The sequence below is a fragment of the Desulfarculus baarsii DSM 2075 genome (assembly GCF_000143965.1).
In the GTDB taxonomy this organism is placed as follows: Bacteria; Desulfobacterota; Desulfarculia; order Desulfarculales; family Desulfarculaceae; genus Desulfarculus; species Desulfarculus baarsii.
The window spans coordinates 2,070,400-2,094,565 of record NC_014365.1 but is presented as its reverse complement, the minus strand read 5'-3'; the positions used below and the strand labels follow the sequence as shown (position 1 = coordinate 2,094,565).

23 protein-coding genes and 2 tRNA genes are annotated in these 24,166 nt (G+C 63.7%); 20 read left to right on the top strand and 5 right to left on the bottom strand.

The window, feature by feature from the left end:
* Positions 1 to 8: 8 nt before the first annotated feature.
* The 17 genes from argF (at position 9) to DEBA_RS17045 (ending at position 14,064) form a co-directional block, all read left to right on the top strand.
* Positions 9 to 938, top strand: coding sequence for an ornithine carbamoyltransferase (argF, locus tag DEBA_RS09400; RefSeq protein ID WP_013258688.1), 930 nt, complete (start codon positions 9 to 11; stop codon positions 936 to 938).
* A gap of 39 nt (positions 939 to 977) precedes the next feature.
* On the top strand, positions 978 to 2,192 hold the full coding sequence (locus tag DEBA_RS09395; RefSeq protein ID WP_013258687.1) for an argininosuccinate synthase: 1,215 nt from the start codon (positions 978 to 980) through the stop codon (positions 2,190 to 2,192).
* Between the two features lie 25 nt (positions 2,193 to 2,217).
* Positions 2,218 to 3,627: an argininosuccinate lyase gene (gene argH, locus DEBA_RS09390; protein WP_013258686.1), complete on the top strand. Its 1,410-nt coding sequence runs from the start codon at positions 2,218 to 2,220 to the stop codon at positions 3,625 to 3,627.
* Positions 3,612 to 4,679 carry a fibronectin type III domain-containing protein gene (locus DEBA_RS09385; protein ID WP_013258685.1) on the top strand — a complete coding sequence of 356 codons (1,068 nt, stop codon included), beginning with the start codon at positions 3,612 to 3,614 and terminating at the stop codon, positions 4,677 to 4,679. The genes argH and DEBA_RS09385 overlap by 16 nt, the downstream gene beginning before the upstream one ends.
* Before the next feature lie 113 nt (positions 4,680 to 4,792).
* Positions 4,793 to 6,055 carry a diaminopimelate decarboxylase gene (lysA, locus tag DEBA_RS09380; RefSeq protein WP_013258684.1) on the top strand — a complete coding sequence of 421 codons (1,263 nt, stop codon included), beginning with the start codon at positions 4,793 to 4,795 and terminating at the stop codon, positions 6,053 to 6,055.
* Complete coding sequence (dapF, locus tag DEBA_RS09375) at positions 6,043 to 6,948, top strand: diaminopimelate epimerase (protein ID WP_013258683.1); 906 nt, start codon at positions 6,043 to 6,045, stop codon at positions 6,946 to 6,948. Before lysA ends, dapF begins: the two co-directional genes overlap by 13 nt.
* Before the next feature lie 11 nt (positions 6,949 to 6,959).
* Positions 6,960 to 7,835 carry a 4-hydroxy-tetrahydrodipicolinate synthase gene (dapA, locus tag DEBA_RS09370; protein WP_013258682.1) on the top strand — a complete coding sequence of 292 codons (876 nt, stop codon included), beginning with the start codon at positions 6,960 to 6,962 and terminating at the stop codon, positions 7,833 to 7,835.
* Positions 7,836 to 7,848: 13 nt separating this feature from the next.
* Entirely contained in the window at positions 7,849 to 8,652 is an 804-nt protein-coding gene (gene dapB / locus DEBA_RS09365) for a 4-hydroxy-tetrahydrodipicolinate reductase (protein ID WP_013258681.1), read from the top strand.
* Entirely contained in the window at positions 8,653 to 9,447 is a 795-nt protein-coding gene (locus DEBA_RS09360) for a fumarylacetoacetate hydrolase family protein (protein WP_013258680.1), read from the top strand. It abuts the gene before it with no gap.
* Between the two features lie 7 nt (positions 9,448 to 9,454).
* Positions 9,455 to 10,621: an LL-diaminopimelate aminotransferase gene (locus tag DEBA_RS09355; protein ID WP_013258679.1), complete on the top strand. Its 1,167-nt coding sequence runs from the start codon at positions 9,455 to 9,457 to the stop codon at positions 10,619 to 10,621.
* A gap of 4 nt (positions 10,622 to 10,625) precedes the next feature.
* Positions 10,626 to 11,150, top strand: a complete 525-nt coding sequence (gene folK / locus DEBA_RS09350; RefSeq protein WP_222832000.1) for a 2-amino-4-hydroxy-6-hydroxymethyldihydropteridine diphosphokinase — start codon at positions 10,626 to 10,628, stop codon at positions 11,148 to 11,150.
* Complete coding sequence (locus DEBA_RS09345) at positions 11,141 to 11,428, top strand: eL24 family ribosomal protein (protein WP_013258677.1); 288 nt, start codon at positions 11,141 to 11,143, stop codon at positions 11,426 to 11,428. The genes folK and DEBA_RS09345 overlap by 10 nt, the downstream gene beginning before the upstream one ends.
* A gap of 36 nt (positions 11,429 to 11,464) precedes the next feature.
* Entirely contained in the window at positions 11,465 to 12,112 is a 648-nt protein-coding gene (gene fsa / locus DEBA_RS09340; RefSeq protein WP_013258676.1) for a fructose-6-phosphate aldolase, read from the top strand.
* Positions 12,113 to 12,123: 11 nt separating this feature from the next.
* On the top strand, positions 12,124 to 12,729 hold the full coding sequence (gene pgsA, locus DEBA_RS09335) for a CDP-diacylglycerol--glycerol-3-phosphate 3-phosphatidyltransferase (RefSeq protein WP_013258675.1): 606 nt from the start codon (positions 12,124 to 12,126) through the stop codon (positions 12,727 to 12,729).
* 25 nt (positions 12,730 to 12,754) lie between these two features.
* Positions 12,755 to 12,829 (top strand) — tRNA-Gly (locus DEBA_RS09330).
* Between the two features lie 359 nt (positions 12,830 to 13,188).
* Positions 13,189 to 13,263, top strand: a tRNA-Cys gene (locus tag DEBA_RS09325).
* A 105-nt stretch (positions 13,264 to 13,368) separates the two neighbouring features.
* Entirely contained in the window at positions 13,369 to 14,064 is a 696-nt protein-coding gene (locus DEBA_RS17045) for an HAD family hydrolase (RefSeq protein ID WP_187288533.1), read from the top strand.
* Here the strand turns inward: DEBA_RS17045 and DEBA_RS09315 are convergent.
* The 5 genes from DEBA_RS09315 to DEBA_RS09295 form a co-directional block, all read right to left on the bottom strand.
* Positions 14,061 to 14,354 (bottom strand): hypothetical protein, encoded by a 294-nt coding sequence (locus DEBA_RS09315; RefSeq protein ID WP_013258673.1) that lies wholly within the window; start codon positions 14,352 to 14,354, stop codon positions 14,061 to 14,063. The two genes, DEBA_RS17045 and DEBA_RS09315, sit on opposite strands and share 4 nt — an antisense overlap.
* Positions 14,355 to 14,411: 57 nt before the next feature.
* Positions 14,412 to 15,131 (bottom strand): flagellar hook-basal body protein, encoded by a 720-nt coding sequence (locus DEBA_RS09310; protein ID WP_013258672.1) that lies wholly within the window; start codon positions 15,129 to 15,131, stop codon positions 14,412 to 14,414.
* 62 nt (positions 15,132 to 15,193) lie between these two features.
* Positions 15,194 to 15,487, bottom strand: a complete 294-nt coding sequence (locus tag DEBA_RS09305) for a hypothetical protein (protein WP_043814175.1) — start codon at positions 15,485 to 15,487, stop codon at positions 15,194 to 15,196.
* Between the two features lie 309 nt (positions 15,488 to 15,796).
* A complete protein-coding gene (locus tag DEBA_RS09300; protein WP_013258670.1) occupies positions 15,797 to 16,984 on the bottom strand; it encodes an acetyl-CoA C-acyltransferase in 1,188 nt (395 codons plus the stop codon).
* A 125-nt stretch (positions 16,985 to 17,109) separates the two neighbouring features.
* Positions 17,110 to 19,545 (bottom strand): 3-hydroxyacyl-CoA dehydrogenase/enoyl-CoA hydratase family protein, encoded by a 2,436-nt coding sequence (locus tag DEBA_RS09295; protein WP_013258669.1) that lies wholly within the window; start codon positions 19,543 to 19,545, stop codon positions 17,110 to 17,112.
* 560 nt (positions 19,546 to 20,105) lie between these two features.
* On the opposite strand from DEBA_RS09295, the gene DEBA_RS17040 reads away from it, so the two are divergent.
* From DEBA_RS17040 to DEBA_RS09280, 3 genes are read left to right on the top strand one after another with little or no spacing between them, the layout of a single operon-like run.
* Entirely contained in the window at positions 20,106 to 21,515 is a 1,410-nt protein-coding gene (locus DEBA_RS17040; protein WP_187288532.1) for a L,D-transpeptidase family protein, read from the top strand.
* 40 nt (positions 21,516 to 21,555) lie between these two features.
* A complete protein-coding gene (locus DEBA_RS09285; protein ID WP_043814171.1) occupies positions 21,556 to 22,362 on the top strand; it encodes a hypothetical protein in 807 nt (268 codons plus the stop codon).
* Positions 22,359 to 24,152: a M14/M99 family metallopeptidase gene (locus tag DEBA_RS09280; protein ID WP_013258666.1), complete on the top strand. Its 1,794-nt coding sequence runs from the start codon at positions 22,359 to 22,361 to the stop codon at positions 24,150 to 24,152. Before DEBA_RS09285 ends, DEBA_RS09280 begins: the two co-directional genes overlap by 4 nt.
* Positions 24,153 to 24,166: the final 14 nt, after the last annotated feature.

Genomic DNA, 24,166 nt, shown 5'->3' with positions numbered 1-24,166 from the left:
ATTTGGAAATGATTCAGCTTACGACCAAACATCTGCTGACCATCAGAGACCTCACGGCCCAGGAAGTGCTGGGCCTGATCGAACGGGCCCGGCAACTCAAGGCCGGCTGGCGGGGCGGCTATCGGCCCACGCCCCTGGCCGGCAAGAGCGTGGCCATGATCTTTGAAAAACCTTCGACCCGCACCAGGGTCTCGTTCGAGGTGGGCGTTTTTCAGCTTGGCGGCAAGGCGTTGTTCATCGCCTCGCGCGATAGCCAGATATCGCGTTCCGAGCCTCTGCGCGACACGGCCCGGGTGCTCAGCCGCTACGTGGACGGCATTGTCGTGCGCACCTTTGGCCACGAGGTGGTCGAGGATTTGGCGCGCTTTGGCGACGTTCCGGTGATCAACGCCCTCACCGACCGTTATCATCCCTGCCAGGTGCTGGGCGATCTGCAAACCGTGGCCGAATACAAAGGCGAGGTGCGCGACCAGGTCTACGCCTGGATCGGCGATGGCAACAACATGGCCCATTCGTGGATCGAAGCCGCCGCCGTTTTGGGGCTGCGCTTGCGCCTGGCCTGCCCCGAGGGCTACGACCCCGATCCAGAGATCGTGGCCCAGGCCCGGGCCAGGGGCGCCGATATTCTGCTGACCCGCGAGCCCGACGAGGCCGCCAGCGGGGCCACGGTGATCAACACCGACGTCTGGGCCTCCATGGGCCAGGAGGACGAGGCCAAGGGCCGGGCCGAGGCCTTTGGCGGCTTCACGGTCGACGGGCGGCTGATGTCGCTGGCGGCCAGGGAGGCCATTGTCCTGCACTGCCTGCCGGCCCACCGCGGCGAGGAGATCAGCGACGAGGTGATGGAAGGGCCCCAGTCGGCCATCTGGGACGAGGCCGAAAATCGCCTGCACATGCAAAAGGCGATCATGGAGGCCCTGCTGGGCCCACGGCCTTAGGTTTTTTTGACTAACAATAACGTGTTGTTGAGCGAAAATATGGCAAACGACGTCAAGAGCATCGTCCTGGCCTATTCCGGTGGCCTGGACACCTCGATCATCCTCAAGTGGCTCCAGGAGACCTACGACTGCCAGGTCATCGCCTTCGCCGCCGACCTGGGCCAGGGCGAGGAATTGGAGCCGGTGCGCGAAAAGGCCATCAAGACAGGGGCCAGCAAGGTCTTCATCGACGATCTGCGCGAGGAGTTCGCGCGCGATTACGTTTTCCCCATGTTCCGGGCCAACGCCATCTATGAAAGCGTTTATCTGCTGGGCACCTCCATCGCCCGGCCGCTGATCGCCAAGCGCCAGATCGAGATCGCCCTGGCCGAAAACGCCGACGCCGTGGCCCACGGCGCCACCGGCAAGGGCAACGACCAGGTGCGCTTCGAGCTGGCCTATCAGGCCCTGGCCCCCCAGGTGCGCATCATCGCGCCCTGGCGGATCTGGGATCTGAACTCGCGGGAATCGCTGATCGCCTACGCCCAAAAGCACGGCATCCCCGTGCCGGTGACCAAAGCCAAGCCCTATTCCAGTGACCGCAACCTGTTGCACATCAGCTTCGAGGGCGGCATCCTGGAAGACCCCTGGGCCGAGCCGCCCGAGGATATGTACGTGCTGAGCGTCTCGCCCAAGGACGCGCCGGACCAGGCCGAGGAGATCACCCTCGACTTCGAGGCCGGCGACGCGGTGGCCATCGACGGCCAGAAGCTCTCGCCGGCGGCCATGCTGGCGCGCCTCAACGAGTTGGGCGGCAAGCACGGCGTGGGCCGGGTCGATCTGGTGGAAAACCGCTACGTGGGCATGAAGAGCCGTGGCGTCTACGAGACGCCCGGCGGCACGATCCTGCGCCAGGCCCGCCTGGCCATGGAAAGCCTGACCCTCGACCGCGAGGTGCTGCGCCTGCGCGATAATCTGGCCCCCAAGTACGCCGAGATGGTCTATTATGGCTACTGGTTCAGCCCCGAGCGCGCGTTGCTGCAATCGTTGATGGACCAGGCCGCCGCGCCGGTTTGCGGGCAGGTGCGCCTGAAGCTCTACAAGGGCAACGTCACCATCAGCGGCCGGCGTTCGCCGGGCAGCCTCTATCGGCCCGATTTCGCCACCTTCGAGGCCGATACGGTCTACAATCAGGCCGACGCCACGGGCTTCATTCGCTTGAACGGCCTGCGACTGCGCATCCGCCACGCCCTGGACCAGTTGGCCAAGAAGTGACAAACTAGCGGAAGAAGGCGCGCGGGTGGCTGAAAGCAAACAACATAAGCTGTGGGGTGGCCGTTTCGCGGAAAACACCCACCAGATGATGGAGCGCATCAACGCCTCCATCGACTTCGACAAGCGGCTCTATCGCCAGGACATCGCCGGCTCCAAGGCCCACGCGGCCATGCTGGCCCGCCAGGGCGTCATCTCGGCGGCCGACGAAGCGGCCATCCAGGCCGGTCTGGACCAAGTCCTGGCCGAGATCGAGGCCGGCCAGATGGCTTGGCGACAAAGCCTGGAGGACATCCACACCCACGTGGAGTCGCGCCTGGCCCAGATCATCGGCGCGCCGGCCGGCCGTCTGCACACGGGCCGTTCGCGCAACGACCAGGTGGCCACCGATCTGCGCCTTTGGGTGCTGGAGGCCGGCCGCGAGTTGGACCAGGCCCTGGCCGAATATCAGCGGGCCCTGGTCGCGCTGGCCGAAAAACACGTGGACTCGATCATGCCCGGCTACACCCATCTGCAACGGGCCCAGCCGGTGGTGTTGGCCCACCATCTGTTGGCCTACGTGGAGATGGCTTGGCGCGATCGCGGCCGTTTGGCCGACTGCCTGGGCCGCGCGGCCATCTCGCCGCTGGGCGCGGCGGCCCTGGCCGGCACGACCTTTCCGTTGGACCCGCGCTCGGTGGCCGAGGCGCTGGGCTTCGAGGGCGTTTTCGCCAACTCCCTCGACGCCGTCAGCGACAGAGACTTTGCCGCCGAGTTCATTTTTGTGCTAGGACTGGTGCAGGTGCATCTTTCGCGCCTGGCCGAGGAACTGATAATCTGGTCGACCAGCGAATTCGGTTTTGTCACGCTTTCGGACGCCTTCAGCACGGGCAGCTCGATCATGCCCCAAAAGAAGAATCCCGACGCGGCCGAGCTGATTCGCGGCAAGACCGGCCGGGTGCTGGGCGACTTGGTCGGCATCCTCACCGTGCTCAAGGGCTTGCCGCTTGCATACAACAAAGACATGCAAGAAGACAAGGAGCCGGTGTTCGACGCCCACGACACCGTCATGGACTGCCTGCGGGTGATGAGCCCCATGCTGGCGGACCTGACGGTGCGCGCCGATCGGCTGGCCCAGGCGGTCGGCGGCGGTTTTTTGAACGCCACCGAGTTGGCCGATTATCTGGCCGAACGGGGCGCGCCCTTCCGGCTGGCTCATGAGGCCACGGGGCGGGCGGTGCGCTTGGCCGAGGCCGGCGACCGCGGCCTGGAGGATCTGACCCTGGACGAGCTGCGGGACTGCTGTGGCGGCCTGGCGGTTGATATTGACCAAACGGTTTACCAGGCCCTCAAGCCGGAGAGGGCGGTGGACCGGCGAACCAGCCCCGGGGGGACCGCCCGGGCGAACGTGGAACGGGCTCTCAAGGAGGCGAGGAAGCGCTTATGGCCAGAAGCTTGACGAAATTTGGCGGCCTTTCGGTGATCCTGGCGACGGCGGTTTTGCTGGTCGGCTGCGGCATAAAGGGCAATCCCACGCCCCGCTCCGAGGTGGCGCCGGCCCAGGTCACGGACCTGAAGGCCGACTCGCTGGCCAACGGCGTGGAGGTCAGCTTCTCGGTGCCCCAGCGTGGAAAACCCGATCTGGCCATCGAAACCGTGCGTCTCTACTATGGCTACCTGCCGGTTGGCGGCGACCCCGACTGCCCGCCGTGCCCGCCCAAACTGCGCCAACATCACGATTTTGACCTCAAGGACGACGCCGGTGGCGTCTCCAGCCTGATGAAGGGCGGCCGTTTCGCCTATCTTGACGCCGAGGCGCCCATGAACATGCAGGCCGTTTACGGCGTGGTGCTCATCGACGCCGCCGGCCGGCAAAGCCCCCAAAGCGCGCCGGCGCGGGTGCTCAGGGTCGAGCCGTCGGCCGCGCCCACCGGCTTGTGGGCCACGCCCGGCGATGGCCGGGTCGGCATCGCCTGGCAGCCAGTGGCAACCCTGATCGGCGGCCAGCCCTGCGACGACGTGATTGGCTATCTGATCTGGCGCAAGGACGAAAGCGGCGAAAAACTCCTCAACAGCGTGCCGATCAAAGCCAGGCGGTTTCTCGACAGAACAGCGCGCAACGGGGCCAATTACGCCTATCGGGTGCAGAGCGCTCGCGGCATCGGCGGGGTGGTCGCGCCGGGCGAATTCAGCGACTGGGTGGACGCGACGCCCAAGGACGCCAAGGCGCCGGAAGCGCCGGGCGACGTCAGCGCCGTTTCGCAGGCCGAAGGCGTGTTCGTCAACTTCCGGCCCAGCCCCGATCGCGACGTGCAGGGCTATCTGATCTTCCGCCGCGTTGACGACGCCGAGGCCAACTGGGTGCAGATCACCGAACTGGTCAAGGACACCTACTACACCGACAGCGGCGTGGAAATCGGCGCGCGCTACTTCTACAAGGTGCTGGCCATCGACGCCAGCGGCAACCGGAGCGAGATGAGCGTGGAGGCCGACGTCCTGCACAAACCATAGCGTCGATCGGGCTCGCATCGGCAAAGCCCACTTCCGCGGCGGAGGCCCCTCTTGGCGCGCCTTCGCCGCGGGGGTATATTAACTGCCCCGGCGCTTCGATCATGGTAGGCTCAATGGATTTGTTCGAATATCGAGACGGCGTTTTGCACGCCGAAGGCGTCAGCTTGACCGAAATCGCCCAGGCCGTCGGCACGCCGACCTATGTCTACGCCCAGTCGGCCATGCGCGCCGAATTCGCGGCCTTTCAAGAGGCCTTCGCCGGCCTGGATCATCTGATCTGCTACGCCATGAAGGCCAACAGCAACAAGGCCGTGCTGGGTTCCTTCGCGGCCATGGGCGGCGGGGCCGACATCGTCAGCGGCGGCGAACTGGCCCGGGCCCTGGCCGCCGGCGTGCCAGCCGAGCGCATCGTCTATTCCGGCGTGGGCAAGCTGGACTGGGAACTGGAAGCCGCCCTCAAGGCCGGCATTCTGATGTTCAATGTCGAAAGCGCCCAGGAACTAACCGTCCTAGACCAGATCGCCGGCCGCCTGGGCCTGAAGGCCCCGGTCAGCCTGCGCGTCAATCCCGACGTCGACGCCAAGACCCACCCCAAGATCACCACCGGCCTGGCCAAGAACAAGTTCGGCCTGGACATGGGCCTGGCCTTTGCGCAATACCTGCACGCGGCTCGACTGCCCAATCTGGTGGTCAAGGGCGTCTCTTGCCACATCGGCAGCCAGCTTACCGAGGTTGCGCCCTTTGTCGACGCCCTGGAACGCCTGGCCGACCTGGTCCAGCGCCTGCGCCGCGAGGGCCTGCGCCTGGAAATAATCGACTTGGGCGGTGGGATTGGCATAAGATACAATCAAGAGACGCCACCCACGCCCAGGGAGTACGCCGCCCGCCTGCGACCTGTCTTGGAGGGCCTGGGGCTCAAGCTGGTGCTGGAGCCTGGCCGGCGGCTGGTGGGCGAGGCCGGCGTGTTGCTGACGCGGGTCCACTACGCCAAAACCACCCCAGCCAAGCACTTTGTGGTGGTGGACGCGGCCATGAACGACCTGATCCGACCGGCGTTTTATGATTCGTTCCACGCCGTGCGGCCGGTGGCGCAAAACGCCGGCAACGGCCAGCGGCTGGTGGCCGACGTGGTGGGCGGCATCTGCGAGACCGGCGACTTTTTGGTGCGCGAGCGCGATCTGCCCGTGCTGCGCCGGGGTGATCTGCTGGCGATCATGAGCGCCGGGGCCTATGGTTTCGCCATGAGCAGCCAATACAATTCGCGGCCCAGGGCCGCCGAGGTGCTGGTTTGCGGTCAGGAATGGGCCGTGGTGCGCCGACGCGAATCGATCGAAGACCTCAGCCGCGGCGAGGAACTTGCCCCATGGATGATATAGCCACCGGCATGACCGACCCGGCCGCCCTCGCGGCCCTGGCCGGCGTCGAGTTTTGCAAGATGACCGGCACGGGCAATGATTTCATCTTGATCGACAACCGCCGGGCCCGCCTCGCGCCGGCGCTGATGCCGGCCCTGGCCAAGGCCCTGTGCTGTCGTCGGCGCTCGGTGGGAGCCGACGGCCTGATCGTGCTCTCGCCCAGCCAACGCGTGGACGCCGCCCTGGGCAAGATCGATTTTCGCTGGGACTTTTTCAACGCCGACGGCTCGTCGGCCGAGATGTGCGGCAACGGCGGACGTTGCGCCGCGCGCTTTGCCGTCAGCATTGGCCTGGCCGGGCCGGAGCTGATCTTCGACACCCTGGCCGGGCCCATCCGCGCCTGGGTGGGCCGCCAAACGGTCACGCTGGAGCTGACCCCGCCCACGGGCTGGTACGACGACCTGCGCCTGGAGATCGGCGGCCGAACCATGACCATCCACGGCGTCAACACCGGCGTGCCCCACGCGGTCGTGCCGGTGGATGATCTGTCAAGCGCCGACGTCAAGAACTGGGGCCGCGAGATCCGCTTTCACCGGCATTTCGCTCCGGCCGGCACGAACGTTAACTTCATTGCCGCCCGTCATGGCCGTCTCGAGGTGCGCACCTACGAGCGCGGCGTGGAGGATGAGACCCTGGCTTGCGGGACAGGGGCCGTCGCATCGGCCCTGATGGCCGGCCGGCTAGGGTGGCTGAAATCGCCGATCACCGTGGCGGTGCGAAGCGGCGAGAAATTGACGATTCATTTTAGCCAGGACGAAAGCGGCGTCCGCCAAGTCCGCCTGGAAGGGGCGGCCGATCACGTCTATGACGGCGTTCTCGGGGCGGGGGCCTTCGCCTGGCTGGCCAACCAATAAGGAGAACTGCAATGCTCAAGGGAGCGCTTGTCGCCCTGGTCACACCATTCCGCGACGGCAAGGTCGACGAAGACACTTTGCGCGAGCTGGTCGAGTTTCATATCGCCAACGGCACCAACGGCATCGTGCCCTGCGGCACCACCGGCGAGTCGGCCACCCTCAGCCACGACGAGCACCGGATGGTCATCCGCTCCGTGGTCGAGCAAGTGGCCAAGCGCGTGCCGGTGGTGGCCGGCACTGGCTCCAACAACACCGCCGAGGCCATCGAACTGACCCTGTTCGCCAAGGGCGTCGGCGCGGACGCGGCCCTGCTCATCGCGCCATATTACAACAAGCCCACCCAAGAGGGCTTGTATCGGCATTTCGAGGCCATCGCCAAGGCCACCAAGTTCCCGCTGGTGCCCTACAACATCATGGGCCGCACGGCTGTCAACATCGAGCCGGCCACCATGGCCCGCATCGCCGAACTGCCCGAGGTGGTCGCGGTCAAGGAGGCCTCGGGCAATCTGGGCCAGATGGCCGAGATCGTCAACCTCTGCGGCGACAAGATGGCCCTGCTTTCGGGCGACGACGGCCTGCTTTTGCCGGTGCTGGCCATCGGCGGCGTGGGCGTGGTCAGCGTGGTCAACAACATCGTGCCCCGTCAGGTCGTCGATATCATCGAGGCCTGGAACGCCGGCGACATCGCCCTCAGCCAGCAACGATTCCACAAGCTGCTGCCCCTGTGCAAGGCCATGTTCCTGGAGACCAACCCCATTCCCATCAAGGCGGCCATGGCCATGGTGGGGCGTATCCCCAGCGACGAAATGCGCTTGCCCATGTGCCCCATCGGCGCGGCGGCCCGCGAAAAGCTCTCGGCCGCGCTGCGGGCCCACGGGCTGTTGTAGGGAGGATCGGCACATGACGCGCATCACAGTGGCCGGCGCGGCCGGCCGCATGGGCAACGCCATCATCAGGGCGATCATGCACGACGGTGGAGGCGCCTTGGTCGCCGGCCTGGAAGCGCCCGGACATCGTTCGGCCGGCAAAAGCCTGGCCGAAGTCTGCGGCGTGGCCGACGCGCCGGGCCTGGTCTTCGACGACATCGCCCAGGCCATGGCCCAGTCCGACGTGCTCATCGACTTCACCTCGCCGACGGCCTCCATCGCCAACCTGGGCTGGTGCGCCGAGGCCGGCAAGGCTTGCGTCATCGGCACCACCGGCCTGGACCTGAGCCACGATCAGATCCTGCGCGCGCTGGCCGCCAAAACGCCGGTGGTCTTCGCGCCCAACATGAGCGTGGGCATGAACCTGATGTTCAAGCTGGTGGGCCAGATCGCCCAGGTGCTGGGCCCGAATTACGCGCTGGAAGTGATGGAGGCCCATCACGACCAGAAAAAAGACGCGCCCAGCGGCACGGCCGTGCGCCTGCTCAAGGAGCTCTGCGCCGCCCGGGGCTGGGACTACGACGCCGTCTGTCAACACGGCCGTTGCGGCATGGTCGGGGCCAGGCCCCAGGATCAGATCGGCGTGGCGGTCATCCGCGGCGGCGACATCGTTGGCGATCACACGGTCTTTTTCATCGGCCAGGGCGAGCGCATCGAACTGACCCACCGCGCCCACTCCCGCGACACCTTTGCCGGCGGCGCGGTGCGGGCGGCGCTGTGGCTGCACGGCAAACCGGCCGGGCTCTACGACATGCAAGACGTTTTGGGGCTGAAGTAAATGACCCAACCCAAAAACAGCGAGGTGATCACCGCCGAGCTGGGCCTGATTCGCTTCGGCTATCAGGGCAAGGTGGCTTTTGGCCAGGTCAAGCACGGCATCGTGCGGGTTTATGATGGATCGCCCTTTGGCGCGGGCAAGCCGGGCGCCACGATCCTGCCGCTCAACGACGTGCATCTGCTGGCGCCGTGCCGGCCGTCCAAGATCGTGGCCGTGGGCCTCAATTACAAGGCCCACGCCGCCGAACTGGGCCTGGCCCTGCCCGACGAGCCCATGCTCTTCATCAAGCCGGCCACGGCGGTCATCGGGCCCAACCAGGCCATCAAGCTGCCGGCCATGAGCCAGCGCGTGGACTACGAGTGCGAACTGGGCGTGGTCATCGGCCGGCGTTGCAAAGGCCTAAGCCCCAAGCAGGCCAGGGAGCACGTCATCGGCTACACTTGCCTTAATGACGTGACCGCCCGCGATCTGCAAAAAAAAGACGGCCAATTCACCCGGGCCAAGGGCTTTGACACATTTTGCCCCCTGGGGCCGGTCATCGCCCAGGATATCGAGCCCGGCGGCCTGCGCGTGCGCACCCTGGTCAACGGCCAGCAACGCCAGGACGGCCATACGTCCGACCTGATTTTTTCGGTATTCAACCTGGTGTCGTTCATCAGCCAGGTGATGACCCTGAACGCCGGCGACGTGATCGCCACCGGCACGCCGGCGGGCATCGGCCCCCTGCAAGCCGGCGATGTGGCGACCATCGAGGTGCAGGGCGTCGGCAGCCTTGTCAACCCGGTCAGCAATTGAGGTGTATATGAATATTGAACGCGCCGAGCGTTTGCAAAAGCTTCCGCCTTATCTTTTCCAAGAGCTGGACCGCCTGCGCGACCAGGTGCGCGCGCGTGGCGTGGATATAATCGACCTGGGCGTGGGTGACCCCGATCAACCCACGCCCCCGCACATCATCGAGGCCCTCAACGCCGCGGCCCAAGACCCGCGCACACACAAGTATCCGGCCTATTCGGGCCTGAGCAGATTCCGTGAGGTGGCTGCCGACTGGTACAAGCGCCGCTTCGACGTGGACCTGATCCCCAATCAGGAAGTCATCACCCTGATCGGCTCCAAGGAGGGCCTGGCCCATTTCCCGCTGGCCTTTGTCAACCCCGGCGACGTGGTCCTCACGCCCAGCCCGGCCTATCCGGTCTACAAGGGCTCGACGATTTTGGCCGGCGGCGTGCCGGTGGAAATGCCCCTGCGCAAGGAAAACGGCTTTTTGCCCGACCTGGCGGCCATGGACCCGGCCTTGCTGCAAAAAGCCAAGGTCATGGTCATCAACTACCCCAACAACCCCACGGCCGCCTGCGCCGATCTGGAGTTTTACGAGCGGGTGGCGGCCCTGGCCAAAAAGCACGAGATCATTGTCGTCTCCGACGCGGCCTACACCGAAATGGCCTACGATGGCTATCGGCCGCCCAGCTTCATGCAGGTGGCCGGCGCGCGGGAGGTGGGCATCGAGTTCCACAGCCTGTCCAAGACCTACAACATGACGGGCTGGCGCATCGGTTTCGCCGTGGGCAACGCCCAGTTGGTGGCCGGCCTGGGCCAGGTCAAGAGCCAGATCGACTCGGGCGCCTTCGACGCCGTGCAACTGGCCGGCATCACCGCCCTGACCGCCAGCCAGGATTGCGTGGCCCAGATGAACAAGCTCTACGCCGGACGCCGCGAGGTGCTGGTCAAGGGCCTGCAAGGCCTGGGCCTGGAGGTCGAGAGGCCCAAGGCCACCTTTTATGTGTGGTGCGGCGTGCCCGCCGGCCAGACCAGCACCGACTTCTGTCGCAAGCTGCTGGAAGAGGCCGGCGTGGTCTCCACCCCCGGCGTGGGTTTCGGCTCGGCCGGCGAAGGCTACGTGCGCTTCGCCCTGACCGTCGACGAGGCCCGGCTGCAAGAGGCCGTGGATCGGCTGGCCGGATTGGGGCTCTAGGCCGGTGCTTGGCAAGGCCGTGGAGGCCTACGTGGGCCTGGGGGCCAACATCGGCGATCCCCTGGCTCAGCTAGTGGCCGGCGTGGCGGCCATGCGCGAGTTGCCCGGCGTGACATCGCTTATGGTTTCGCCGGTATATCGCACCGCGCCGGTGGGCAGGACCGACCAGCCGCCGTTTGTCAACGCCGTGGCGCGGCTGCGTTATCATGGATCGGCTAGAGCGCTTTTGGCCGGGCTGCTGGCGGTCGAAAAAGCTTGCGGCCGCGTGCGCGCCGAACGCTGGGGGCCGCGCACGCTGGATCTGGACCTGTTGCTGTTTGGCGACGAGGTCATCGATCAGCCCGAGCTGCGCGTGCCACACCCCGAGATGACGCGGCGGGTGTTTGTGTTGGCTCCGCTGGCCCAACTGGCCCCGGAGCTGATCATCCCGCTGACCGGGCGCACCGCCAGCCAGTTGCTGGCCGCGCTTGACCCGCGTGAGCTGGCCGCGCAAAAGGCGGAGAAAGTGGAGGCGGCCGGGTGGGGCTGATCCGAATCCTGCTGATAGCCCTGAGCGTGTGGCTGCTCTATCGCCTGATCCGCCACTATCTGGGCGGCGGCCAGGGCCCGCGACGCGCCAAAGCCGGCCACGCGCCGCGAGAGCCAAACGCCACGCCGGCCATCGAGGAGTTGGTTCAGGATCCACAGTGCCAGACATACCTGCCCAAAAACGAGGCCGTGCGGGCCAGGATTGATGGGCGGGATGTGTTTTTCTGCTGCGAAAAATGCCGCGATCAATATTTGATCGCACGGGGCGCTAAAAAATAAGCGTTGTATTACTAATAACATGGCTGGAGGATTGCCATGAAGATCTTCATCGATACCGCCGACATCGCCGAAATCAAAGAGGCGGCCAGCCTCGGCGTGCTCGACGGCGTGACCACCAACCCCTCGCTGGTGGCCAAAACCGGTAAGCCATTCGAGAAATGCATCCGCGAGATCCTGGACGTGGTGCCCGGGCCCGTCAGCGTGGAGTGCGTGGCCATCGAACACAAAGAGATGATCGCCGAAGCCAAGAAATACGCCGCCTGGGCCGACAACGTGGTCATCAAACTGCCCATCATCCGCGAAGGGCTCAAGGCCATCAAGGCCCTGGCCGACGACGGGATCAAGGTCAACACCACGCTGTGTTTTTCGCCCATGCAGGCCCTGCTGGCGGCCAAGGCCGGCGCGGCCTACATCAGCCCCTTCGTGGGCCGGCTGGACGACATCTCCAACGACGGCATGGAGCTGATCCGCCAGATCCTCGACATCTATGACCACTACGCCTTCGATACCGAGGTTCTGGTGGCCAGCGTGCGCAACCCCATGCACGTGGTCCAGGCCGCGCTGATGGGCGCCGACGTCTGCACCATCCCCTTGAAGGTGATCAACCAACTCCTGGCCCATCCATTGACCGACATCGGGCTCAAGGCATTTTTGGCCGATTGGGAAAAACGCGCCAAGGAATAGAGGTTGCGGTCGTGGCGCCAGCCCGCGAAGACTTGTTCAATCTGCCCAATCTGCTCAGCCTGGTGCGGATCGGTTCGATCCCCTTCATGCTGATTTTGCTCTATCGCCCGGGGCGTTCGGCGGCCTGGTTGGCGGGGGGGCTGTTTTTCGTGGCCGGCTTGACCGACCTGTTCGATGGAATCCTGGCCCGCAAGCTGAAAAAAGTGACCTTGCTGGGCCAGTTCCTCGATCCGGTCTCGGACAAACTGCTCATCGCCTCGCTTTTGGTGGTGCTGACCGACCTGGGCCGGGCCGCGGCCTGGATGACGGTGGTGATCATCGGGCGGGAGATAGCCGTCACCGGCATGCGCGCCCTGGCCTCGGCTCAGGGCTTCGTGGTGCCCAGCGATTATCTGGGCAAGCTCAAGACCACCATCCAGATGCTGGCGGTGTTTTTGCTGATCCTGCCCAGCCCCATGGGCCAGGCCGATTTGCACGCCTGGGGCCAGGTCGTTTTGTGGGTCGCGGTGGCTTTGACCGCTTGGTCGGGCCTGTCCTATTTCATCTCGTTCAAGCGCTCGCTGGGCTTGGCGGCGGTGAAAAAAATGCGCGATTCCGGTATTGACAGCCCAGAGTAATGTTGTAATATTGCTCACGTAACGCGCGGGAGTAACTCAGAGGTAGAGTGCAACCTTGCCAAGGTTGAAGTCGCGGGTTCAACTCCCGTCTCCCGCTCCACCAAGCGCGTTGAGGCCAGCCTTCCGGGGCTGGCCTTTTTTTTGGGGCTGGCCTTTTTTTTGGGATATTGGCGGTTGGGCGCGCGCATCACGTTGGTTGGCCGCGGGGCATCGACGAGGCCAAGCGTCACCATGGGTCGGGCCAGCCCTTTTTATTTTAGCATGCGCGCTCCAGCCCCTGGATGTTGCCTTTTCGCCTTGAAGGTTGGGGCCACGAGCAGGCGACTTGCCCCAAGGCAGGCGCATGTTGCGTCACAAAGCTTTCGCTAAAGAGCTTGACACGATCGGCCGCCGCATATATGATTGCACCTGTTTTGGAGGTTCGATAACATCGCGAACCAAAAGACAAAAAGCCTTTGTGGCGGCGTAGCCAAGTGGTAAGGCAGCGGACTGCAAATCCGTTATTCACCGGTTCAAATCCGGTCGCCGCCTCCAAAGCGAAAATAAAGGGTTGGGCTTGACGGCCCAGCCCTTTTGTTTTCCCGCGGCCGGATTGGCGCGCCGCGTGAAAGGGCCAGCGTTGAAGGGCCAATGATGACCATGAGCGGGACAGACAAAGGGTTGGCCGATTTCGCCGCCGTGCTGTTGGACATGGACGGCGTGGTGCTGGACTCCATGGTCCAGCACGCAGCCTGCTGGCGCGAGGTCATGGCCGCCGAGGGCTTCGACGCCTCGTTGGAGTTCATCCTGCAAAACGAAGGCTGCCTGGGCTTCGAGGTGTTGGCGGAACTGGCCGACGGGGTAGGGCGGCTTGCAATGGCGGACGCCGCCGCCCTGCGGGCCGCCATGGAACGCATGCTGGCGGCCCAACGGCGCATGTTCATCGAACGATGCGCCGCCGATGTGAGGCCGTTTCCGGCGGCGGTGGAGCTGATCGAATGGTTGGGGCGCGAGGGCGTGCCCACGGCCCTGGTCACCAGCTCGCGGCTGGAGGTGGTGCGCGGCGCCCTGGGCGCGGAGCTGGCCGGGCAATTCGCCTGCATTGTCAGCGCCGATGAGGTTGCGCGTCACAAGCCCCACCCCGAGCCATACCTGCGGGCGGCGGCCAAGCTGGGGCTGGGGCCAAGTTCTTGCCTGGTGATCGAAAACGCGCCGGCCGGCATTCGCTCGGCCCAGGCCGCCGGCGCGACGTGTTACGCCGTGGGTAGCACGTTGGCGGCCCATCACTTGGCCATGGCTCATCGCGTCTTCGCCGACCTGGCCCAACTGACGCGGCATTTACGGGGCCGGGATTAATCCCAGAGAATGACTTGGCCTTGAGGCAGGTCTTCGATCATGGGCACCTTGAGCCAGCGCACGCGAATGCCCGCCGGCGTGTTGATCTTGATGCGCTGCCAACTCTGGCCGGTCTGGGTGTCTACCATGATCAAGCCGCCATAGGGCTTGGGCGCTTCGAAAATCTGGAAGCGGGGCGGCGCGCAGCAGGCCCCGCCGGGGTTCAGCGAGCGGTTTTCCGGCCCGGCCCAGGAAGGCTCGGCCGCCGCGAGGGCGATGATCAACAGTGCCGCCATGATGAAGTGCTTCATTGATAACAAACCTCCGTTAAACTGCCCAACAGCGCGAATCAAATACCGAATCAAGTTTCAACCAACGATATCCAAGATCGTGCCCAGCATTTCGTCACCGGTGCGGATGGTCTTCAGGTTGGCCTCGAAGGAGCGCTGGGCGGTGATCTGGCCGACCATCTCGCTGACGATGTCGGTGCCCGAAGTCTGCAGCGCGCCAGAGGCTATCGCGCCATAACCCGGCTGGCCGGCCGCGTCGATCACCGCCGGGCCGGAAGCGTCGGTGGCTTGGAAGGCGTTGCCGCCCACGGCCCGCAAGCCGCCAGGGTTGGCGAAGGTGGCTATCTGCAATTGGCCCTCGGCCAGCACCGCGTCGTCGGCGCCCAGGGCCTGCACGACGCCGTCGGCCCCGACCTGGATCTGCGCCGTGCCTTGAGGAGCCTGAAAGCCTTCGGCCTGCACAAGGCGGCCAGTCTGATCGACCAACTGGCCATCGGCGTTCAGGGAAAAATTGCCGGCCCTGGTGTAAAGCTCGTTGCCGTCCGCGTCTTGCAACACGAAATAGCCCGCCCCGTCGATGGCCAGATCCAGGGCGTTGCCCGTGCTGACGATTGGCCCGCTGGCCAGGGCGGTCTGGCCGACCACGGCCACGCCGCCGCCAGCCAGATCGGCTTGCTCGACGCGGCTCGGCACGTATCCGGGGGTGGAGATGTTGGCCAGGTTGTTGGCTGACTGGTTGAGGCGACGAACAGCGGCGTTCATGCCCGAGATGCCGGCGGCGATGCCGTCGATGATCATGGCGTCCTCCCGTTGCTTGTGCCTGATGAAATTATACTCTATGAAGCCAAAGAAAAAAGGGGCTAGCAATCGAGCAGCGGAGCCAGCAGGGAGATTATGCGGCGACGGTCGGCGAATTCGTGAATCTGCCCGACCAACTGCCCGGCGGATGGCAGGTCTTCCCGGAGCTGGGCCAAGGCATCCTCGGCCTCTTGAAGGCCGGGCGCTTCTTCCAGGCCTTGCATGGCCGCGATGCGGGGGAAAAGCAACCGCACCTTGTCGGCGGAACGCTGGCCCTCGTGGCTGGCGGCCTGGGCCGCGGTTTGGCCGGATGATTGCTCGCCGCCATTCTGGCGGACCTGTGGCTTCTTGTCCACCCGAAGGTCTACCGGCCGTAGATATGTGGGGAAATCAACCATTTGAATTTCGCCACGTTAGTGTATCAAGCCATTGGTTACAATTTTCCTATATTGTTAATCGGCAGCCGGTTCCTTAAACTTTAATAAAAAATCGCGTCGAAACTATTTTTTTTATCGTCCGACATTTCAAGCTGTTACCAGGCACGCACAACCAAACGCCCCAAAGAATCGGGCGGAAGCGCCAATTCGGGAACCCCGAAAACGACGCATCCGCCCAATTTTTTTTGTCCACCGGGAGGGGACAGAGCCCCCTCCCGCGCGGGAATGCTAGTACTGTTCTTTCTCGAAGATGCCGGCCGCGCCCATGCCCAGGCCGATGCACATCGAGACCAGGCCGTAACGGCACTCGGGGCCACGACGGTTCATTTCGTAGAGCAGCTGGGTGGTCAGCTTGGCGCCGGTGCAACCCAGGGGGTGGCCCAAAGCAATGGCGCCGCCGTGGGGGTTGATGAGGTCTTTGTTCAGGCCCAGCTCGCGGATGCAATAGAGGGCCTGGGCCGCGAAGGCCTCGTTGAGCTCGATCAGGTTGATGTCGGAAAGGCTCAGGCCGGTGATCTTCAGGGCCTTGGGAATGGCCTTCACCGGGCCGATGCCCATGTACTTGCCCGGCACGCCGCCCACGGCGAAGCCGCGGTAGGTAGCCATGGGCTTCAGGCCAAGGGCCTTGGCCTTTTCCTTGCTCATCAACATCACCGCGGCCGCGCCGTCGCTGGTCTGGCTGGCGTTGCCGGCGGTCACGCAACCGCCCACCTTGAAGGCCGGCTTCAGTTTGGCCAGGCCCTCCAGGGTGGCGCCGCGGGGGCACTCGTCGGTGTCGAAGATTTCATCATAAAGCTCGAAGGAGCCATTGGCCTTCTGGCGCTGCTTGGTCACGGTCAGGGGGACGATCTCGTCCTTGAACGCGCCGCTCTTGATGGCGGCCAGGGCCTTGTTGTTGGACTCGACGGCAAAGGCGTCCTGGTCCTCGCGGGAGACGTTGAAGTCGGCCGAAACGTTCTCGGCCGTCATGCCCATGCCCTCCAGATCCCAGGGGCGGGAGCCGGCGATCTCGGGCTCGACGCTCATGATGTTGCCGCCCATGGGCACCATGCTCATCGACTCCACGCCGCCGGCCACCATCACGTCGGCCGCGCCGACCATGATGCGCTCGGCCGCCATGGAGATGGCGTTGAGGCCCGAGGAGCAGAAGCGGTTGATGGTGATGCCGGAGATGTCATCGGGCAGACCCAGCTTCTGGATCAGCACGCGGGCCATGTTCATGCCCTGCTCGGCCTCGGGGAAGGAGCAACCGATGACCACGTCGTCGATTTCCTTGGGGTCCAGGCCGGGGGTTCTTTTGATGACTTCCTGGAGAACCACGGAGCCCATGTATTCAGGCCGGGTGTGACGCAGGGTTCCCCGGGGGGCGCGTCCGACGGCGGTCCTGCAGGCCGCGACGATCACGGCTTCTTTCATTGGAATCCTCCTAAATTACCTGACAGGCAATATATGTGTAACAGGAGAAGGGGCCGCCGTTGCGGGCGCGAAGCGTTGATGATCAGCCAGGCGACCCGTCTCCCGTCTTTTTCCTCCGACAAAGCCTAGTTGCGCAGGGGCTTGCCGGTCTTGAGCATGTGCTCCATGCGGTCCTGGGTCTGCTTGTTGCCGCACAGGCGCACAAACGATTCGCGCTCCAGATCCAGCAGGTGCTGCTCGGACACGAAGGTGTCGGCCAACACGTCGCCGCCGGTCAGCACGCGGGCGACCTCGGTGCCCACCACCACGTCGTAAGGCGTGGCGTAGCCGGACTTGTTCATGTTGTAGAGGCCATACTTGAACACCGCCAGGGCGTCGCGGCCCATGACGCGAATCTTGTTCAACGGCTTGGGCGGCTCGTAGCCGACCAGGTTCATGGCCAGAACCATGTCCTTGGCCTTCTTGATGCGGTAGTCGGCGTTGGGAACCATCACGTCGCTGTCGCGGAAGATGCCGGCCTTCTGCACGTCGCGGAAGCTGGTGCCCACCTTGGCCGTGGCGATGTTCTGGAAGGCCCGGGCCACGAAGGGCAGCAGCCAGATCTCCTTGGAGACCAAGCCGCCCTTGCCGACCGTGAAGACGCGCTCGTGGGTGTTGCGGATCAGCAACTCCTTGGTGCCGCCACCGGCCGGCAGCAGGCCCACGCCCACCTCGACCAGACCGGCGTAGGTCTCGGCCGCGCCGACAACCTTGTCGGAGTGCAGGCAGATCTCGCAACCGCCGCCCAGGGCCATGGCGTGGGGCGCAGCCACCACCGGCTTGGGCAGGTACTTCATCTTCATCAGGGTGTCTTGCAGGGTCTTGACGCCCTGTTCGATCTGGTCGAACTTCTTCTCCATGGCGCCGACCAGCACGAAGAAGATGTTGGCGCCGGCGCTGAAGGCGTTGCCATGGTTGGCGATGACCATGCCGTCGAACTTTTCCATGACGATGTCGCAGGCCTGGCCGATCATGCTGACCATGTCGTCGCCCAGGGCGTTCATCTTGCTGTGGAATTCGAGGCAGGCCACGCCGTCGCCCAGGTCGATGAGGGTGGCTTCGCTGTTGCTGGCCACGACCTTGTTGCGCTCTTTGAGCGAGGGCAGCAGAATGATGTCGGCGCTGACGGGCACATCCTGGTAGGACTTGCTGGCCAGGTCATAGTAGAGCAGCTTGCCGATTTCCTTCTTGTAGAAGGTCTTGTTGCCGCCGGCCAGCATCTCTTCGACCCACGCCGGAATCTTGTAACCGGCCTGCTTCATCTTGGCCGCCGACTCCTCGACTCCCAGGGCGTCCCAGGTCTCGAAGGGGCCGAGCTTCCAGTTGAAGCCCCACTTCATGGCGTTGTCGATGTTGACCACGTCATCGGCGATCTCGGGGATGCGGTTGGCCGCGTAGAGCAGGATCTCGCTCTGGGACTTGAAGTTGAACTCGGCGGCCTTGTCGGTCCCGTAGTAGAGGGTCTTCATCTTTTCGGTCAGGCCACCGGCCTTCTTGGCGGCGTCCAGCGACTCGAACTGAGGCTTGATCGGCTCGCGGTACTCCATGGTCTTGCGGTCGAGAACCAGGGTGACCTTCTTGCCGTTGGCGTCCTTGGCCTTCTTGTAGAAGCCGGCCTTGGTCTTGTTGCCCAGCAGGCCCATTTCGAGCATCTTCTTGATCCACGCCGGGGCGGTGAAGATCTCGCGGCGCTCGTCGTTGGGCGCGCCTTCATAGACGTTGTCGGCCACGTGGACGGAGGTGTCCAGGCCGACCAGGTCGCTGAGCTTGTAGGAAGCCATCTTGGGGTGGCCGATGACCGGGCCGGTCAGGGCGTCGACTTCCTCGAAGGTCAGGTCCATCTCGTCGATGAGCTTGTTGATGTAGTTACCCGCGAAGATGCCCACGCGGTTGGCGATGAAGTTGGGGGTGTCCTTGGCCCAGACCACGCCCTTGCCCAGCTTTTCCTCGGCGAACTTGGCCATGTCGTCCAGAACCGCCTGGTCGGTCTTGGGACCGGGGATGATCTCGAACAACTTCATGTAGCGGGGCGGGTTGAAGTAGTGGGTGCCAAAGAAGTGCTTCTGGAAATCTTCGCTGAGATGGGCGCTCATGGCGGCCACGGAGATGCCGCTAGTGTTGGTGGTGACGATGGCGCCGGGCTTGCGCACTTTGTCGATGCGCGAAAGCAGGTCTTTTTTGATGTTGAGCAGCTCGACGACGACCTCGACGATCCAGTCGCAATCAGCCAACTTGTCGAAATCGTCCTCCAGGTTGCCGATGCTCACCAACTCGGCGTCATCGGGGGTGTAGAAGGAGGCGGGCTTGGACTTCTTGACGCCTTCGAGGCCTTTGGCCGCGAAGAAATTGCGGAACGCCTTGGAATCTTCCTTGACGCCTTTTTTGGCCAATTCGTCGGGCATCTTGAACGGAACGATGTCCAACAGCACCGTGGGCAGACCCACGCTGGCCATGTGAGCGGCGATGGTCGCACCCATCACGCCAGCGCCAATGACGCCCACTTTCTTGATTTCGAGGGACATGTGCAAAACCTCCTTGGAAGGGCAGCTTGAAATCATCGGCCCGCGGCCAGCGGCGGCCTGGGCCGCCAGCGAGGGGCCTGGATCTTTTGAATCAGCCCTGGTCGGCAGACTGCTCTGTGTGAATGAAGTGTCATTCAGTAGTGGCGAAAATTATCACGCGGCGCGGGGGGCTGTCAACCGTTTTTTACCGGTGGCGCGGTCGGATCGGCCGAAAGCGCGGCCGCCGGATCGAAGCGATTTGCCCCGGATATTGATGTTGTGGTAACGTCTGCATAATGACATTTCGTTTTGCCGGCCCATTCGGCCACTTGAGGGTCGCGGACGATTGATGACGGCAGTGGGGCTACCAGTTAATTTCACTGATGTGAAATTAATCAAAGCCTCTTCCATTTGACGTGATCATATGGTATGAACTGCACCATCTATTTGGCAACATTGGCACAATGCAGCTTTTCAACTCGAATGTAATCCGGGCTATCTCGATGATCTGGAACAGATTTTCCTCAGATTTTCCCCAACTTCACAGATTGCAAGGACTGTTTTTCACGCTGGCGGCGTTTTTGCTCGCGGCCTTGTCGTCGCCTTGCGCGGCCCAGACGCAACCCGCGGCGGCCGAACAGCCCACATCTTTTATATATTGCTACCAGGGTCGCGTCGACGATCCAGCCATCATCGTGGTGGACAAATCCCTGCAACGGGCCATGGTCTTCAAATACCTAGGCGACATGGCCTTGCAGTGGGAATTCCCCTGCGGCACCGGCGAGAAGGAGGGCGACAAGGCCCAGTCCGGCGACCAGAAGACCCCCGAAGGCGTCTATTTCATCACTCACCGCTACGAAGACCGCAAAGTCACCGTCTTTGGCGACCGGGCCCTGCACCTGGACTATCCCAACGCCATCGACTGCGTCGACGGGCGCCAGGGCGACGGCATTTATCTGCATGGCACCAACCGCGACCTCAGGCCTCGGTCCAGCAATGGTTGCATCACCCTGGACAACCGCGACCTGGCCCGCCTCAGCCAGATGATCAGGGACCAGTCCACGCCGGTGCTGGTGCTGGACCGCTTTCAACTGCCCAAGCCGGCCGATCTGGAGCGGGCCTGCCAGTTCCTGCAGCGCCTGCGTTTCAGCAATTTCGCCTTGGAACAAGAGTCGGCCAGCCACGCCTTGGCCGTCAAACAGGGAGGATGCCCCGTTTTCGATGGCGTGCAGGATTTGCCCAATCGGTTGACCGCGCTGGACGGCAAGGGCCATGCCGGCGGCGTCGTCCAGAAGGTTACCGGCGCGGCCTTGTGGGGGGCGGGAGACCAATGGATCGTCCTGGCCAACCTGGAAATCGCCGGTCGTGACGGCAAGACCCTGCCTGTCTCGCGCAGGCTATACTTCCAGGGCCACGCGCTCGATTCGCTGAGCTTGGTGCGCAGTCAGTGGGTGTTGGAAGACCCGGCCAGCGTAAAATTACTGGCCAGTTGGCTGCCGCCCAGCGGCGCCAAAACCGCCTCCAACGAACCCGTGCGCGCCACCGTCGAGGCCAAGGCAAAGCCCGTGCGCGCCGCCGAACGCCCCAGGCCAACGCCAGCAAAAGTCGAAAAGCCAGCCAAGGCCGAAAAGGAAATCAAGGCCCTGCTCAACGCCTGGCTCGGGGCCTGGGAGGGCAAAAAACTCAAACGCTATATGTCCTATTATGCCGCCGACTTTTATTCCGACGGCATGAACAAGGTCGAGTGGCGCAACAAAAAAGCCTATTTAAACAAAGTTTACAAGGTCTTGCGCGTGTCGGCCAAAGACGTCAAAATAAACGTCAATGGCTCCACGGCCAAGGTCAAGTTCGTGCAATACTATCAGTCGGACTGGCACAAGGACGTCGGTGTGAAAACCATGACCCTGGTTCAGCGCAAGGGTGATTGGCGGATAAAATCCGAACAATGGCGGGCCATCACGCCGGCCAGAAGGTCGCAACAGAGACGCTAGCGGGCCTGCGGCGGGATCTAGGGAGGGGATCGTTTTGGCCATGAAACAAGGGTTGGACATCGTTCTCGTGCGCAAATCCGGGCCGGTTCGGAATCTGCGCTTTGGCTCCTGGTTCATCGGCCTGATCGGTTTGATTTTGCTGTTGCTCATCGCCGGCCTGGTGGCGGGCGGCTTTTTGTTCTACAAGCAAAGCCGCCTGTTGGTCGATTACGGCGAGCAGATCAATCTGCTGATGCTGCGGGCCGAGCGGTTGGAATACCTCTCCCAGGAACAGGAAACACGCGAGCTTTTGGCCGAGGAAGCCCTCAAGGCCAAAGCCGAAGCCCAGGCCCAAAAGGCCAGCGCGGCCGAACCCACGCCGACCCCATCGCCCCAGCCGCCCCAGGAAGAAGATCCCACCGAATCGGAAGTGATCGCTCTGTCCAATATTTCACGGCAGATCGAAGGCGGCGAAATGGTCGTCAACTACGCCATCACCAACAAGCTCGACGACGGCGACAGGGCCGAAGGCTACATCATGGTGGTGGCTCACGGCCAGCGCCGCGGCAAGCCGTGGCTCGAATCTCGGCCGCCCATGCGCCTGAGCGCCCTTGGCCGGCCCATCAACTATCGCCGCGCCACGCCGTTCGCCATTCAACGTTATCGCCAGCTCACCGCGCGCTTTTCCACCGCCGACAGCAAATTCGATCGGCTGGAGTTCTTTATCTACTCCCGTCGGGGTCAATTGCTGTTGACCCAGACCGTGCTCCTGGATGAGGACAAGCAGGGCCAGGAGGCGCCTGAACAAGCAACCTCGGCGCCACAAGAATCATCCAGCGAAAAACGCCAGCCGGAATCCGGGGAGTGATCAGGCTTGGCCTCATAAGCGCCTTGGTGGCCGCCATGCTGGTCGCGGCCGTGGCGCAGGCCGCCCAACCACAGCGGCCCAGCCGGCATCACCAGGTGTTTTTCGCCGACACGCCCGATGAACTCAGCGTGTATCGTGTTTATGGCCAGGTCGCCGGCAAGACGCTGATGATCATCGGCGGCATCCAGGGTGACGAGCCGGGGGGCTTCCTCAGCGCCGACCTCTACGCCGACATCAACCTGGCCAAGGGCAACCTGATCGTGGTGCCCAGAGCCAACTTTTATTCGATCATCCTGCGCCATCGCGGTCCCGATGGCGACATGAACCGCCAGTTCGCCGACCAGGTCACGGCCAAGCGCCACGCCAAGATCATCAACGTGCTCAAAGGCCTGATCGCCGAAAGCGATTTGCTGCTCAACCTGCACGAAGGCAGCGGATTCTTTCGCCCAACCTGGGAAGGGCCCATGGCCAACCCCATGCGCTTCGGCCAATCCATCATCGCCGACGCCGATCGCTACGTCACGCCCAATGGCCAGGTCATCGAGCTGCAAACCATTGCCGAGCGGGTGCTGCGGCGGGTCAACCCGTTGATAAAAGACGCTAAACTCAAGTTCCTATTCAATAACCACCGCACGCTGTCGCGCGACAGCCACCACAAGGAACAGCGCCGCAGCGCCACTTATTACGCCCTCACCCAGCGCCACATCCCGGCCTTTGGCGTCGAGACCAGCAAATCCTTGCCCGACGTGGCCCAAAAGATCGGCCTGCACAAACTGGTCATCAACGCCTTCATGGAAGATATGGGCATCACGCCGATGAATCCGGGCGTTTATTTGGGCAAGCCCAATCTGCGCTACCTGGTGGTGGGCGTCAACGACCAGTTGCCGGTGGTGGTCTCGCCAGGCGACGCCTTGCGCGTCAACGCCGGCGACAGCGTCAACGTCATGCACATCGAAGCCGACTGCGAGCGGGGCTTATCCTGCGACATCCTGGGCCTGGGCTCCGTCAACGACATGCGCCAGGCCTTCGCCGTCAACAAAAACACCAAGATCGTCGTGCGCAAGGATCACCAGGAGATCGGCCGGATCAGCCTGCTGGTCGAGACGGCCGAGCCCAAGGCCGCGGTTTTGCGCGCCAAGCGCCTCTACTTCCTGGTGCAGACCCAGGACGAACGCCGCCTGCTGGCCGCCGGCGAAACGTTGCGCCTGGTGCGCGGCGACAAATTGCAGATCGTCGACCTGATCAGCAACCTTGACGACCAACGCAGCATCGAGGTCAATTTCAAGGGCTTTGTCCCGGCCAAGGGCCGCAACGCCGGCGAGGACCGGGGCCATCTCATCGACACGACCAGGGATCTGCTGCCACGCTTTTCCTCGTGCGCCAAGGCCAGCCCGGCCGGGCTGGAATGCTATCGGGTGGTGGCGACCCAAAATGGCGCGCCCATCGGCGAGATCGGCGTGGAGGTGGCGCCGGCCGCGCTGGATTACCTGGTCGTCAGCAATGGCCCCGGGCCCAAGATGGTCTATTACAACGGCGAAACCATTCGATCGGCCGGTGGCCAGCGCATCGAAATCATCGACCTGAAAACCAACGTCGCCCCGGAAGGCAACCTTTCCCTGGCCCTCTACGACGATGGCGGCGGCAAAATTTCCCTGGACGGCCGCGCCGTGGACCCGGCGTCCGAACCGGTGCGGCGTTTGGTCGCCAACGGCCAGCGTCAGTTCAGATTGGTGGTCTTGCGGCGGGAACAACCCATCGGTGAGGTGGGACTGGACCTGGGAGGAAATTAATTTGGGCGGCGGCA